The organism is Streptomyces sp. NPDC002564, from assembly GCF_042889645.1.
Taxonomy (GTDB): Bacteria; Actinomycetota; Actinomycetes; order Streptomycetales; family Streptomycetaceae; genus Streptomyces.
In genome coordinates, this window is the sequence record NZ_JBIARE010000002.1 from 451,107 (window position 1) to 462,870 (window position 11,764).

General features: G+C 72.4%; 11 protein-coding genes and 2 pseudogenes. 5 read left to right on the top strand and 8 right to left on the bottom strand.

The features are described from left to right. Window positions 1-27: 27 nt before the first annotated feature. Window positions 28-1,164, bottom strand: a complete 1,137-nt coding sequence (locus ACFYXE_RS08510) for a glutamate--cysteine ligase (RefSeq protein ID WP_389310333.1) — start codon at window positions 1,162-1,164, stop codon at window positions 28-30. A gap of 141 nt (window positions 1,165-1,305) precedes the next feature. Between ACFYXE_RS08510 and ACFYXE_RS08515 the strand changes: the two genes are divergently transcribed. From ACFYXE_RS08515 to ACFYXE_RS08525, 3 genes and pseudogenes are all read left to right on the top strand, one after another. After that, window positions 1,306-2,271 (top strand): LLM class F420-dependent oxidoreductase, encoded by a 966-nt coding sequence (locus ACFYXE_RS08515; RefSeq protein ID WP_361167176.1) that lies wholly within the window; start codon window positions 1,306-1,308, stop codon window positions 2,269-2,271. A gap of 108 nt (window positions 2,272-2,379) precedes the next feature. Then, window positions 2,380-2,799 (top strand): hypothetical protein, encoded by a 420-nt coding sequence (locus ACFYXE_RS08520; protein ID WP_361167179.1) that lies wholly within the window; start codon window positions 2,380-2,382, stop codon window positions 2,797-2,799. Window positions 2,800-2,882: 83 nt separating this feature from the next. Then, window positions 2,883-3,017: pseudogene (locus ACFYXE_RS08525) on the top strand (DUF6328 family protein); the annotation flags it as partial. Here the strand turns inward: ACFYXE_RS08525 and ACFYXE_RS08530 are convergent. After that, window positions 3,018-3,169: pseudogene (locus ACFYXE_RS08530) on the bottom strand (DUF6328 family protein); the annotation flags it as partial. Window positions 3,170-3,334: 165 nt separating this feature from the next. On the opposite strand from ACFYXE_RS08530, the gene ACFYXE_RS08535 reads away from it, so the two are divergent. Further along, the gene (locus ACFYXE_RS08535) at window positions 3,335-3,562 is read left to right on the top strand and encodes a DUF5133 domain-containing protein (protein WP_389310336.1); all 228 of its coding nucleotides are present in this window, start codon (window positions 3,335-3,337) and stop codon (window positions 3,560-3,562) included. A 60-nt stretch (window positions 3,563-3,622) separates the two neighbouring features. Here ACFYXE_RS08535 and ACFYXE_RS08540 read toward each other — a convergent pair whose 3' ends face one another. The 3 genes from ACFYXE_RS08540 to ACFYXE_RS08550 form a co-directional block, all read right to left on the bottom strand. Further along, window positions 3,623-5,020 (bottom strand): NADP-dependent succinic semialdehyde dehydrogenase, encoded by a 1,398-nt coding sequence (locus ACFYXE_RS08540; protein ID WP_389310338.1) that lies wholly within the window; start codon window positions 5,018-5,020, stop codon window positions 3,623-3,625. Between the two features lie 25 nt (window positions 5,021-5,045). Next, window positions 5,046-5,234, bottom strand: a complete 189-nt coding sequence (locus ACFYXE_RS08545; protein WP_361167192.1) for a DUF6479 family protein — start codon at window positions 5,232-5,234, stop codon at window positions 5,046-5,048. A 160-nt stretch (window positions 5,235-5,394) separates the two neighbouring features. After that, entirely contained in the window at window positions 5,395-5,868 is a 474-nt protein-coding gene (locus tag ACFYXE_RS08550) for a nuclear transport factor 2 family protein (RefSeq protein ID WP_361167195.1), read from the bottom strand. Window positions 5,869-6,054: 186 nt separating this feature from the next. Here ACFYXE_RS08550 and ACFYXE_RS08555 point away from each other — a divergent pair, with 186 nt between their 5' ends. Next, on the top strand, window positions 6,055-6,609 hold the full coding sequence (locus tag ACFYXE_RS08555) for a TetR/AcrR family transcriptional regulator (RefSeq protein WP_389310341.1): 555 nt from the start codon (window positions 6,055-6,057) through the stop codon (window positions 6,607-6,609). A gap of 86 nt (window positions 6,610-6,695) precedes the next feature. On the opposite strand, the gene ACFYXE_RS08560 is transcribed toward ACFYXE_RS08555, so the two are convergent. The 3 genes from ACFYXE_RS08560 to ACFYXE_RS08570 form a co-directional block, all read right to left on the bottom strand. Beyond that, window positions 6,696-7,586 carry a glycoside hydrolase family 19 protein gene (locus ACFYXE_RS08560; RefSeq protein ID WP_361167201.1) on the bottom strand — a complete coding sequence of 297 codons (891 nt, stop codon included), beginning with the start codon at window positions 7,584-7,586 and terminating at the stop codon, window positions 6,696-6,698. A 261-nt stretch (window positions 7,587-7,847) separates the two neighbouring features. After that, a complete protein-coding gene (locus ACFYXE_RS08565) occupies window positions 7,848-10,061 on the bottom strand; it encodes a discoidin domain-containing protein (protein WP_389310343.1) in 2,214 nt (737 codons plus the stop codon). 52 nt (window positions 10,062-10,113) lie between these two features. Further along, complete coding sequence (locus ACFYXE_RS08570; RefSeq protein ID WP_389310345.1) at window positions 10,114-11,721, bottom strand: glycoside hydrolase family 13 protein; 1,608 nt, start codon at window positions 11,719-11,721, stop codon at window positions 10,114-10,116. Window positions 11,722-11,764: the final 43 nt, after the last annotated feature.

An 11,764-nucleotide genomic window follows, 5' to 3' on the forward strand; every position in this document is an offset into this window, starting at 1 on the left:
TCCCGGGCGCCGGATCCCCCGGAGGGCTCACACCGCCTGCGTGCGGCGCACGCACTCCGCGACGACCTCGCGCAGGCTCCCGGTGCGGCGCAGCAGGTCCCGCTGCACCTCGGCGCCGTTGCCGTGCTTCAGCAGGTCCTTCACGCCGCCCTGCACCAACGCGAGGTCGCCGCTGTCCTCCAGTGCGTCCCGCACGTGGTCGAGCAGCGCGCCCAGCACCTCGTGGCTGGGCTCCGGGCGCATCGTGACCGGGTGCAGCAGGCAGTCCTCCAGGCCGGAGCGGGCGGCCCGCCACGAGGCGAACCGCAGCAGCCCGATGCCGTGCTCCGGCGGCGCCACGCCCGCCCGCCACTCGCGCGCGGCCGTCTCCACGAGTCCCCGGGCGAGGGCCGCGACCAGCACCGTCGACGCGGCCTCCAGGCAGACGTCCGCCACCCGGATCTCGACGGTCGGGTAGCGGTGGGAGAGCCGGGCGTCGAAGTAGATCATCCCCCGGTCGCGCAGCACCCCGGTGGCCACCAGGGCGTCGACCTGCTCCTCGTACCGTGCGGCGGAGCCGAAGATCTCGGTGGGGCCCGCCATCGGCCAGCGGCCCCACACCCGGCTGCGGTAGCTGCTGTAGAGACTGTCGCTGCCCTGCCAGAACGGCGAGTTGGCGCTCAGCGCGACCAGGACCGGCAGCCACGGCCGCATCCGGTCGAGGACCGCCACGCCCTCCTCGTCCGACTCCACCGACACGTGCACATGGCAGCCGCAGGTCAGCTGCTCCTGCGTGGTCAGTCCGAACTGCTCCTCCATCCACTGGTAGCGGCTGCCCGTGTTGACCGCCGGGCTCACCGGCAGGGGAGAGGTGGCGAGGGCGGCGACGGCGGCGCCCACGTCACCGGCGTGCCGCGCCGCGTCCGCGCGCCAGCGCACGACCTCCTCGGTGAGGCTGTCCATGCTCTCCCGCGGCTGCGTGGCGAATTCGAGCTGCTGGCCGTGGAGTTCCTTCTCGAAGGTCTCGTCCGCCGGCTCGCGGTAGTCGTCGGCGTGCCGCTCGGCCGCCGGGTTCTCCGCGGTCTCCCTGGCAGCCCGGGCCAGGACCGCCGAGGACAGGGCCCGTGGCTCGCCGCTCTCGCGGTCGACCAGGAGGAGTTCCTCCTCCACTCCTACGGTGCGCAAAGAAGCCGCCTCTCTGTCCGTGACCGGGGTCCCCCGGCACGATGGTGGTTCCCCGATACCCCGGTGCTCCGTCCGCAGCCGTGCCGCGCCCCGGTGTACCGGGAATGTTTCAGGAACAGCAGTTCGGCAAACCGATGATTTATGGTGCAAATCGGCTACACGATGATGACGGAGCAGGCCGGGCCGCGGGCGCTCGTCGACGACCTCGTCGCGGCGGAGCGGGCGGGGTTCGACTTCTCCGTCACCTCCGACCACTATTTTCCGTGGCTCGACTCCCAGGGCCATTCCCCGTACGCCTGGAGTGTGCTCGGCGCGGCGGCGCAGGCCACGTCGCGGATCCCGCTCATGACGTACGTGACGTGCCCGACGACCCGCTACCACCCGGCTGTGGTGGCGCAGAAGGCCGCGACGATGCAGCAGCTCTCCGAAGGGCGCTTCCGGCTGGGGCTCGGCTCGGGGGAGAACCTCAACGAGCACGTCGTCGGCGGCGGCTGGCCGTCCGCGCGGGTCCGGCTCGACATGCTGGAGGAGGCCGTGGGGATCATCCGCGCGCTGTTCACCGGCGAGAACGTCAACCATGAGGGCACGCACTTCGACGTGGCGAACGCCCGGCTCTGGGACCTGCCCGACGAACTGCCGCCCATCGGCATCGCGGTCTCCGGCGAGCGGTCCTGCGGCGTGGCCGGACGGCTCGCCGACCTCGTCATCGCGACCGAGCCCAAGAGCGACCTGATCGCGTCCTTCGAACGGCACGGCGGCCGCGGCAAGCCCCGTGTCGGCCAGCTGCCGGTCTGCTACGACCCGGACAAGGACGCGGCGGTCGCCCGCGCCCACGACCAGTTCCGCTGGTCGGTGGGCGGCTGGCCGGTCAACGCGGAGCTGCCGGGCCCCGCCGCGTTCGCCGGAGCCACCCAGTACGTCACCCCGCAGGACATGGCCGAGCAGATCCCGTGCGGCGACGACGTCGACGACTTCGTGGAGGCCGTACGCCCCTATGCCGAGGCGGGCTTCACGGAGATCGCCCTCGTCCAGGTGGGCGGCGAGCAGCAGCGCCCCTTCATCGAGTGGGCGGAGAAGAAGCTCCTGCCCGCCCTGCGCGATCTCTGACCCGGCCACCGCGTGAGAGCGGCCCGCACGGGGAAGCAGAACGCCGCCACCGCGAACAAGCGGACAAGCGAACGCATCAGCGAAGAACATGAAAGGAACGGCACGCGCGTGAACGACACACAGGAGCCGGACTCCCACGCCCCGCACCCCTCGTCCCCCGACCTCGTGCACGTGGTCCTCGGAGAGTGCTCGGCCGCCGACGCGGACACCGTCTTCGGCGTCCTGCGCGCCCACTTCCCGTCCGACCGCGGATCCGACGCGCCCCGTCAGACCGACGAGGACAGCCCCGCGGTCTGGACCGGTGCCTTCCTCGCCGATCACCGCCCGCAGTCCGTTCCCGGCGTCCTGCTCGCGGGCCCGGTCACCGCGGACCTGCAGGGCGGCCCGGTCCAGGTGAACCACGTGCGTGCGGTACTGGAGTCGGCGTTCGTCGTCTCGGGCGCGGGCACCGCGTCCGGCGACCAGGAGGTCGAGGTGCACCTGCGCCTGACCGGAGCCGACCGCGGGGCGCCGCCCGAGGACGGCTGACCGCTTCAGTCCGCCGTCGTGCGCCGGTGGCGCGCCCACGCGGGCAGCGCGAACCAGCACACGAGGTACCAGGCGACCCGCGCTTCACGGATCTGGGCGGCACGGACCGGACGATCTACGTCGTCACGGTGGTCCTCGGCTCGACGGCGACCGGCGCCCTGATCGCACCGGTGTCCTTCCACCGCATCGTGGCCGGACGCAGGATCAAGCCGCAGGCCGGGCGAAGACGACCGTCAGGAGGAAACCGAAGAGGATCTGCACGCCGGTCTGCGCCACCCTGGACTTCCTGGATGAGCTCGTTCCAGCGGCGGTCGGCGCGCTCGGTCTCCGTCTCGCGGCGGCCGTCGTTCCGGGCAGCCGGCGCGGGCACGTCCTCGGACCTGCGGCTCGATGCGTCCACAGCACACGTCTGCCCACGCGGCGGCCGGCCGACAAGCGCAGGCCGCGAGGCCACGCACGCGCCTGATTGGAGGCGCGGCACGGGGGCAGACGGGACGCGAGTGACCACCGCATCCGACCCTTGAGGGAGCTCACCGTGCTGCTGGCCCACCCCGCCGTGCTGGAAGACCTGCTGCAGCGCTACAAGGCCCTGGCCGTGCTCCGCGCCGACCAGGGCGGCGCGGAGAGCCGGCAGGAGTACGAGAACGTCGTGTACGGCCTGTGCGTGGCCACCGGCACCAGTGACATCGACGCCGCCGTCATCGCGGCCGGCTACCGGCTGCCCGGCGCCAGGACCGAGGACGACTCGGTCCTGACGGCGTGACCGACGGGCCCGGTGCCGGCGGGGTGACCAGCGGGGTGCGGTGACCGCGGCGCGGGACCGTCAGCCCCCGGCCCCGTACCAGACCGTCGTGGCGTTGCAGAACTCGCGGATGCCGTGCCCCGAGAGCTCCCGCCCGTAGCCGGACCGCTTGACGCCGCCGAAGGGCAGGCCCGGGTGCGAGGCGGTCATGCCGTTGAAGAACACGCCGCCCGCCTGCAGGTCGCGCACGCACCGCGTCATCTCGGCGTCGTCCCGCGTCCACACGTTGGAACTCAGGCCGAACGGGGTGTCGTTGGCGATCTCCAGGGCCTCGTCGAGGTCCGCGACCCGGTAGAGGGTGGCCACCGGGCCGAAGGCCTCCTCGCGGTGGATCCGCATCTGCGGGGTGATGTCCGCGAGGACGGTCGGGGCGTAGAACCAGCCTCGTTCCTGCTCCTTGGGGCGTGTGCCGCCGCAGAGCGCGGTGGCGCCCCTGCCCAGCGCGTCCTCCACGAGCTCCTCCAGGTCGGCGCGGCCCTGCTCGGTCGAGAGGGGGCCTACGTCGGTGTCCTCGTCCATCGGGTCGCCGACCGTCAACTCCCGCATCCCGGCGACGAACCGGTCCCGGAAGGCGTCGTACACGTCGGTGTGCACGAGGAAACGCTTCGCGGCGATGCAGGACTGGCCGTTGTTCTGCACCCGGGCGGTCACCGCGGTCGCCGCGGCCCGCTCCACGTCGGCGCTCGCCAGCACGAGGTAGGGGTCGCTGCCGCCCAGTTCCAGCACGGTCTTCTTGATCTCGTCGCCCGCGGTGGAGGCGACCGAGCGCCCGGCGGGCTCGCTGCCGGTCAGGGTCGCCGCGGCCACCCGCCGGTCGCGCAGGACGTCCTCGACCGCGTCCGAGCCGATCAGGAGCGTCTGGAAGCAGCCGTCGGGGTAGCCCGCGCGGGCGAAGAGGTCCTGGAGGTACAGGGCCGTCCGCGGGACGTTCGACGCGTGCTTGAGCAGGGCGACGTTGCCCGCCATGAGCGCGGGCGCGGCGAACCGGATCACCTGCCACAGCGGGAAGTTCCACGGCATCACGGCCAGCACCACGCCGAGCGGCCGGTAGCGCACGACCGCGCGCGAGGCACCCGAATCCTCGACGTCCGCCGCGTCGGGGTGCTCGTCCGCGAGCAGGCCCTCGGCGCGCTCCGCGTACCAGCGCATGGCCTTGACGCACTTCGCGGCCTCGGCCCTGGCCGCCTTCACGGGCTTGCCCATCTCCGTGGTCATGGTGCGGGCGATGTCCGCGGTGTCCTGCTCCAGCAGGTCGGCGGCGCGGTTCAGGAGCCGGGCGCGCTCGGCGAAACCGGTGGCGCGGTAGCGCTCGTGCGCCGCCCCGGCGGTCGCGAGGCGCTGTCGTACCTGGTCGGACGGGAGCGGCTCGAAGGTCTCGATGGTCTCACCGGTGGCCGGATCGACCGTGGCGATGGGCATGCGTGTCCTTCCTCGGATGCCGTGCCTAGCGGGACTCGGGAGGGCGGTGGTCCGGGTCCTCCCAGGAGTCGGCGCGCGGCTGGGGTTCCTGGGGCGGAGCGGGGCGCCGGGCGACCTGCCGCCTGCCGTACCAGAAGAGGAAGAGCAGCACGACGACGATCACCACGCCGATGATCAGCAACAGTGACGAGGTTCCGCTTGCGGCAAGGGTCATGTGGTGCCTCCGGTCGGGCGCGGAGCGCCGTGGCCCCGCGCGGTGCGTCCCCGGGATCTCCACCGTAGGCCGACCCGCTCCGCGGGGCATGCGGGGAGCCGGCCGCTGTCGCCGACCGGGTGCCCGGGCGGGCCGGGGCGACACCTGGAATGCGGGGCGCTCAGAGGCCGAGCTCGGTGAGGCCGGGGTGGTCGTCGGGGCGGCGGCCGAGCGGCCAGTGGTGGAGGCGGGCGGACTCCGCGATGGGCAGGTCGTTGATGCAGGCGTGCCGGACGCGCATCAGGCCGTCGTCGTCGAACTCCCAGTTCTCGTTGCCGTACGAGCGGTACCAGTGGCCGGAGTCGTCGTGCCACTCGTAGGCGAACCGCACCGCGATGCGGTGGCCGTCGTGGGCCCACAGTTCCTTGACGAGCCGGTAGTCGAGCTCGCGGGCCCACTTGCGGGCCAGGAAGCCGACGACGGCCGCACGTCCGGTGACGAACTCCGCGCGGTTGCGCCAGCGGGTGTCCGCGCTGTAGGCGAGGGCCACCCGCTCGGGGTCCCGGCTGTTCCAGCCGTCCTCGGCCAGGCGGACCTTCTCGATCGCGCTCTCCCGGGTGAAGGGCGGGAGCGGGGGACGGGGTGCGGTGGTCATGGGGTCTCCTGGGCGCGGCGTGCCGACCATCCCGAGAACGGTCGTTCTCGGCTCGGACGCCACCGTAGGAGAACGCTCGTTCTCGCGCAACGGTGCGGGGCGGCCGAGGACTGCGGTAGCGTGTGGAGAACGTACGTTCTCTGCTGTGTGCGGTCCTGATCGACCGGGCGCCCGACAGGAGTCACCATGGAGCACGCCGAGGCCGAGGCCAGGCTTCTCGACGCCGCCGAGGCGCTCTTCTACGAGCGCGGCATCCAGGCCGTCGGCATGGACCAGGTCCGTGCCGCGTCCGGCGTCTCGCTCAAGCGGCTCTACGGCACCTTCCCGTCCAAGTCGGAGCTGGTCAGGGCCTGTCTGGAACGCCGCGACCGGCGCTGGCGCGAGCGTCTCGCCGCCTTCGTGGACGGCAGCGGGGCCGACGGCGAGGCGCGCGTCCTCGCGGTCTACGACTGGCTGTACGCGTGGTTCACCGAACCGGACTTCCGCGGCTGCGCCTTCGTCAACTCCTTCGGTGAGCTCGGCGCGGTCGACGCCGGGGTCGCCGCCGCCGTCCGGGCGCACAAGGCGGCCTTCGGCGCCTATCTGGCGGCGCTGGTGGCGGACGCGGGGGCGCCCCGGGAGATGGTCGGCCCGCTCGTCCTGCTCGCCGAGGGAGCCATGACGACCGCGGCGATCTCCGGGTCCCCGGAAGCGGCCCGGCAGGCCCGGGCCGGTGCGGCCCGGTTGCTCGCCGTGGCCTGATCCCCGGACGTGGAGCCGGGCGGACCCGTGGACACGGATCCGCCCGGCGGGCAGGGCCGCGCGGGGAAGGCCGCGCGGCCGGGGTGTCAGCAGCTCAGGTTCGAACCGGGCGTGGTGCCCAGGATCTGGGTGAACGCCTTGTACTTGTCGATACGGCTCTGGACCTGGGCGGGGTTGCCGCCGTTGCACTCCAGGGTGCCGTTGATGGCGCGGATGGTCTCGCCGAACCCGGCGCCGTTGACGATGGCGTTGTGCGGCGTCATGGTGCCGGGGCCGTTCTGCGTGTTCCAGTACCACAGGCCCGTCTGCCAGGCGATGGCCGGGTTCTGCTCGACCAGGTAGGGGTTGTTGAGCAGGTCGATGCCGAGCGCGTCGCCCGCGGCCTTGTAGTTGAAGTTCCAGCTGAGCTGGATCGGCCCGCGGCCGTAGTACGCGGCCTGGCCGGCGGGACAGCCGTAGGGCTGGTTCCGGTCACAGTAGTGCGGGTAGTTCGCCTGGTTCTGCTCCACCACGTGCACCAGACCACCGGTCTCGTGGCTGACGTTGGCGAGGAACGCCGCCGCCTCCTGGCGCTTGACGGTGTCGCTGCCGGTCTTCGCGAAGGCCGGGTAGGACTTGAGGGCGTCGGTCAGGCCCTTGTACGTGTAGAAGGAGTTCCGGCTCGGGAACATCTGGTTGAACTGCGCCTCGCTGACGACGAAGCCGGACGGGTCGGGGTTGCCGGGATCGGTCCCGCCGCCGCAGGTGCCCTGGTCCGCCCAGACGTCCGAGCGGCCCGGGGTCTCGTTCTGGGTCCACCACTTGGCGGTCCAGTTGTGGCCGCCGTACGAGGCGGACTTGCCGCCCGTGTAGACGGACGAGGAGTTCCACGGCGCGGCGCACTCGGCCGCGGACGCCGAGGTGGCGGCCGGGCCGAGGACGATCATCGCCCCGAGGGCGGCGAGCGCCGCCGCGAAGCCGGTGATGCGTCTGATCATGCCAACTCTCCTTAGGCGGCGGCGCGGTGACAGGGGGGCCACGCCGCCATGGGGGTGTCGCGACTCAAGCGAAAATGGTCTGAACCTGTCAAGGTCTAGACCAAGTTCGGATGGTAAAACCTGGTCGCTGTCCAGCATCCGGACCGCTGTCGCGGCACCCCCCCCGGACTTCGGCGGGCTCCCCGGGTCCGAGGAGAGGCCGGTCTCGCCACCTCGGGAGAGGCCGGCCTCGCCACGTCAGGAGAGGCCGGCCCCGCCACTTCAGGAGAGGTAGGCCTCGATCTCGCTGAACTGCCCGGCCGGCCAGCCGGTGTTGGCGGTGACCTGGAGGCGCAGATGACGGACCTGGCCGGTGGCGGCGGGCAGGTCGATGCTCACCTTGTTGCCGCTCGCCGGGTCGAAGCGGTACGCCTTCGCGTCCGCCAGCGTGCGGTAGGTGCCGCCGTCGGTGCTGCCCTGCACGGTCAGCGTCTGACTCCGCGCGCCCCAGGCGGCGGACGGCGGCAGCTTCAGGACGAGCCTGCGGACGGCCTCCGCCTTGCCGAGGTCGACCGTGATCGACTGCGGGAACGCGTGGTTCGTGGACTCCCAGTACGTCCCCGCGTCACCGTCGACCGCCTTGCCGGGCGTGTAGACGTCGACCGAACCGGTCGCGGTGGCGGGCCGGCCCTGGGCGAGGTTGCGGCCCGGGTCGGGGTCCGGGTTGCCGCCGCCGGGCTTCGGCCACGTCGAGCAGTCGCCCCACGTGCCGGACCAGCCGGAGTTGCCGCCGCCGTCGGTGAGCGTGAAGGTGCCGGAGCCCGCCGGGTAGGGGCAGTTGTAGACGCCGGTCGCGCCGACGCCGGTGGCCTTGACGCCGGACATCCTGACCGCGCCGGGCGTCTCCGCCTGGACGACGACGGTGCCGACCTTGTCGACCGTGGAGCCGTCGACGGTCACGTTCTTCACCGCCTTGCCGGTGCCGCCGCCCGACACGAACTCGTAGGCGCTCCACGGGCTGTCGGTGATCGTCGTGCCGGTGATGTTCACCGTGGCCTCGATGGCGCTGTCGTACGCGTCGACCCGCAGGGCGCCCATCGGGTGCTGCCAGTTGGGGTTCATGGCGCCGGTGCGCACGAGCGTGTTCCCGGACACCGTGATCGTGCCCGCCAAGGGGAAGAAGGGGTCGAGGAACTTCTGGTTGGAGATGGCGATTCCGCTGCCCAGCGCGTTGGTGTCGAGGATCAGGTTGTCCTTGACGGTGATGTCCCGGCCGCCGTAGATCGCGATGCCGTTGGCCAGGTTGGGCTGCGAGATGGTGTTGCCCGCGAAGGTCGAGTCGCTGTTGGTGGCGTTGAGCGCCCACATCGCGAGCGCGTCGTCGCCCGTATTGCGCAGGAAGTTGTTGCGGACGTCGACTCCCTTGGCCGTGCCGTTGAGGTTGAGGCCGTCGGCGGTCATGTCGAGGATGCGGTTGTTCTCGACGACGAGGTTGTCGTTGTTGCCCGTCAGCCAGAGGCCGACCTTGAGGTGCTGCAGCCACATCCCGGAGACCTTGGAGTTCGGTCCGAGGGAGCCGTTGACGAAGTTGTCGGGATTGCCGTCGACCCGCTCGGTGACCTCGCCGAGCACCGCGAAGTCCTGCAGGCCGACCTTGCCGCCGGGCGCGGACGACTGGTCGATGAAGCGGGAACTGCGCACCACCGAATGCCAGTTGCCCGCTCCGCGGATCGTGACGTCGCCGACGTTGTTCAGCGACTGGCCGAGCTTGAACTCGCCCGGCGGGATCCAGACCGTGCCGCCCCTGGCCGCCGCGATGGCCTCGCGGAAGGCCTGGGTCGAATCGCCCTGACCGGTCGGGTCGGCGCCCTTGTCGGTGACCGAGACCGCGCCGGCCGGCTTGGTCGCGGCCGCCGCCACCTGCTCGAAGTCGGCGACGTCGACGGTGACCTGGGTTCCCGTGGCCTCCAGCTTCACCTTGTCGCCGGAGGCGAGGTCACGGCCGAGGCGCAGCCGGGCGTTGTCGAAGAGGTGGTGGGTCTTGGAGCCCGCGATCCAGGGCGTGTCGACATGGCTGTACTTCGAGGTGACGGGCAGCGTCCTGTCGAGCTTCTGCCCGTTGACGTACACGGCCATCGAGCCCGACTGGCCGTCCGGGACGCTGTAGGCGACATTGAGAGCGTTCACCGCCCGGGGGACGGTGAATTCGACGCTCTGGCCCGCGGAGAGGCGTACCGCCCGGCGGCCCGAGGCCTCCGAGGCGAGGGTGCCCTGGGTGTAGTCGGGGCCGATCGTCGTGCCGTTGCCGGTGGCGCTCTCCGCCTCGACGGAGGTGAAGGGGAGGGTCGCGCCCGCGGCGAGCCGGGGGGCCGCGGCGGGGGCGGCCTGGGCGGTGGTGCCGGTCGCGCCGATCAGGGCGGGGACCAGGCCCGCGGCGGCGACGGCCGCGAGCCACGTACGCGTGCGTCTTGGTGTGCTCCTGTCGTGTAAGGCCATGGTGTTGGTGCACCTTCCTCGTGGGTGGGGGGGGCGGGGTCGGCCCGCGTCGTCAGACGCGCAGCCAGACCGCCGTGTCCTGCGGGAGACGGCCCCGGTCGTCCAAGGGGCCGCTGGCCAGCAGGAGGCGTGTGTGGGACGGGAGTTCACAGGGTTCGGCGGCGAGGTTGACGACGCAGGCCAGGTCCGGTTCGCGGACGAACGCGAGCACCCCGTCGGCGGCGGGCAGCCAGGTGAGCGGTCCGTCGCCGAAACCGGGTCCGGTCCGGCGCAGCCGCAGCGCCGTGTGGTAGAGCGTCAGCATCGACGCCGGGTCCGCGGCCTGCACGTCGGCGGCGTGCGCGGCCCAGCCCGCGGGCTGCGGCAGCCACGGCTCGGCGTGCGAGCCGAAGCCCGCGTACGGTTCGGCCGCGGTCCAGGGCAGCGGTATGCGGCAGCCGTCCCGGCCGGGGTCGGTGCCTCCGGAGCGGAAGTGCATGGGGTCCTGGAGGCGGTCGCGGGGGACGTCGGCCTCGGGCAGGCCCAGCTCCTCGCCCTGGTAGAGGTAGGCCGCGCCGGGCAGGGCGAGGCTGAGGAGGGCGGCGGCGCGGGCCCGGCGGGTGCCGAGCGCCGGATCGCTGGGGGTGCCGAACTCCTTCGTCGCGAAGTCGAAGCCGGTGTCCTCGCGGCCGTAGCGGGTGACCGTGCGCGTCACGTCGTGGTTGCACAGCACCCAGGTGGCCGGGGCGCCGACCGGGGCGTGCTCGGCGAGCGTGCTCTCGATGGAGGCCCGCAGCGCGGCCGACTCCCACGGGCAGGACAGGAAGGCGAAGTTGAAGGCGGTGTGCAGTTCGTCAGGGCGCAGGTAACGGGCGAAGCGTTCGGCGTCGGGGAGCCAGACCTCGCCGACGAACACCCCGTCGTACTCGTCGGCGACCGCCCGCCAGCTGCGGTAGATGTCGTGGAGCTCGTCGCGGTCGACGAACGGGTGCGGGTCGACGCCCTCGGTGAAGTCGGGCAGCGCGGGGTCCTTGGCGAGGAGTGCGGCCGAGTCGATCCGGACGCCCGCCACGCCCCGCTCGAACCAGTAGCGCAGCACGTCCTCGTGCTCGCGGCGGACCGCCGGGTGCGCCCAGTTGAGGTCGGGCTGCTCGGGGGCGAACAGGTGGAGGTACCACTCGCCGTCCGGGACGCGGGTCCAGGTGGAGGCGGTGGGGGAGAACTGCGAGGGCCAGTCGTTCGGCGCCAGTTCGCCGTGCGGGCCGCGCCCGGGGCGGAAGTGGAACAGCTCGCGCTCGGGGCTGCCGGGGCCCGCGGCGAGGGCCGCCCGGAACCACGCGTGCTGGTCGGACACGTGGTTGGGGACGATGTCGATGATCGTGCGCAGGCCGTGCTCCCTGGCCTCGGCGATCAGTTTCTCGGCCTCGGCGACCGTGCCGAACGCCGGGTCGACCGTGCGGTAGTCGGCGACGTCGTAGCCCCCGTCGACCAGCGGGGAGAGGTACCAGGGGGTGAACCAGAGGGCGTCGACGCCGAGGCCGGCGAGGTAGGGGAGCCTGGCGCGGACGCCCGCGAGGTCGCCGGTGCCGTCGCCGTCGCCGTCCGCGAAGCTGCGTACGTACACCTGGTAGATGACGGCCGAGCGCCACCAGTCGGCGTCGGGCGCAGGGGTGACTGCCACGTGACGGTCCTTTCCGGAGAACGGGTGCGGGAGGAGGGGGTTC

What these genes read in the sequence shown, in the direction of transcription:
- ACFYXE_RS08515 (WP_361167176.1), top strand. Translation starts at nt 1,306, where the DNA reads ATGGTGCAAATCGGCTACACGATGATGACGGAGCAGGCCGGGCCGCGG.
- ACFYXE_RS08555 (WP_389310341.1), top strand. Translation starts at nt 6,055, where the DNA reads ATGGAGCACGCCGAGGCCGAGGCCAGGCTTCTCGACGCCGCCGAGGCG.
- ACFYXE_RS08560 (WP_361167201.1), bottom strand. Translation starts at nt 7,586, where the DNA reads ATGATCAGACGCATCACCGGCTTCGCGGCGGCGCTCGCCGCCCTCGGG.
- ACFYXE_RS08545 (WP_361167192.1), bottom strand. Translation starts at nt 5,234, where the DNA reads ATGACCCTTGCCGCAAGCGGAACCTCGTCACTGTTGCTGATCATCGGC.
- ACFYXE_RS08540 (WP_389310338.1), bottom strand. Translation starts at nt 5,020, where the DNA reads ATGCCCATCGCCACGGTCGATCCGGCCACCGGTGAGACCATCGAGACC.
- ACFYXE_RS08565 (WP_389310343.1), bottom strand. Translation starts at nt 10,061, where the DNA reads ATGGCCTTACACGACAGGAGCACACCAAGACGCACGCGTACGTGGCTC.
- ACFYXE_RS08550 (WP_361167195.1), bottom strand. Translation starts at nt 5,868, where the DNA reads ATGACCACCGCACCCCGTCCCCCGCTCCCGCCCTTCACCCGGGAGAGC.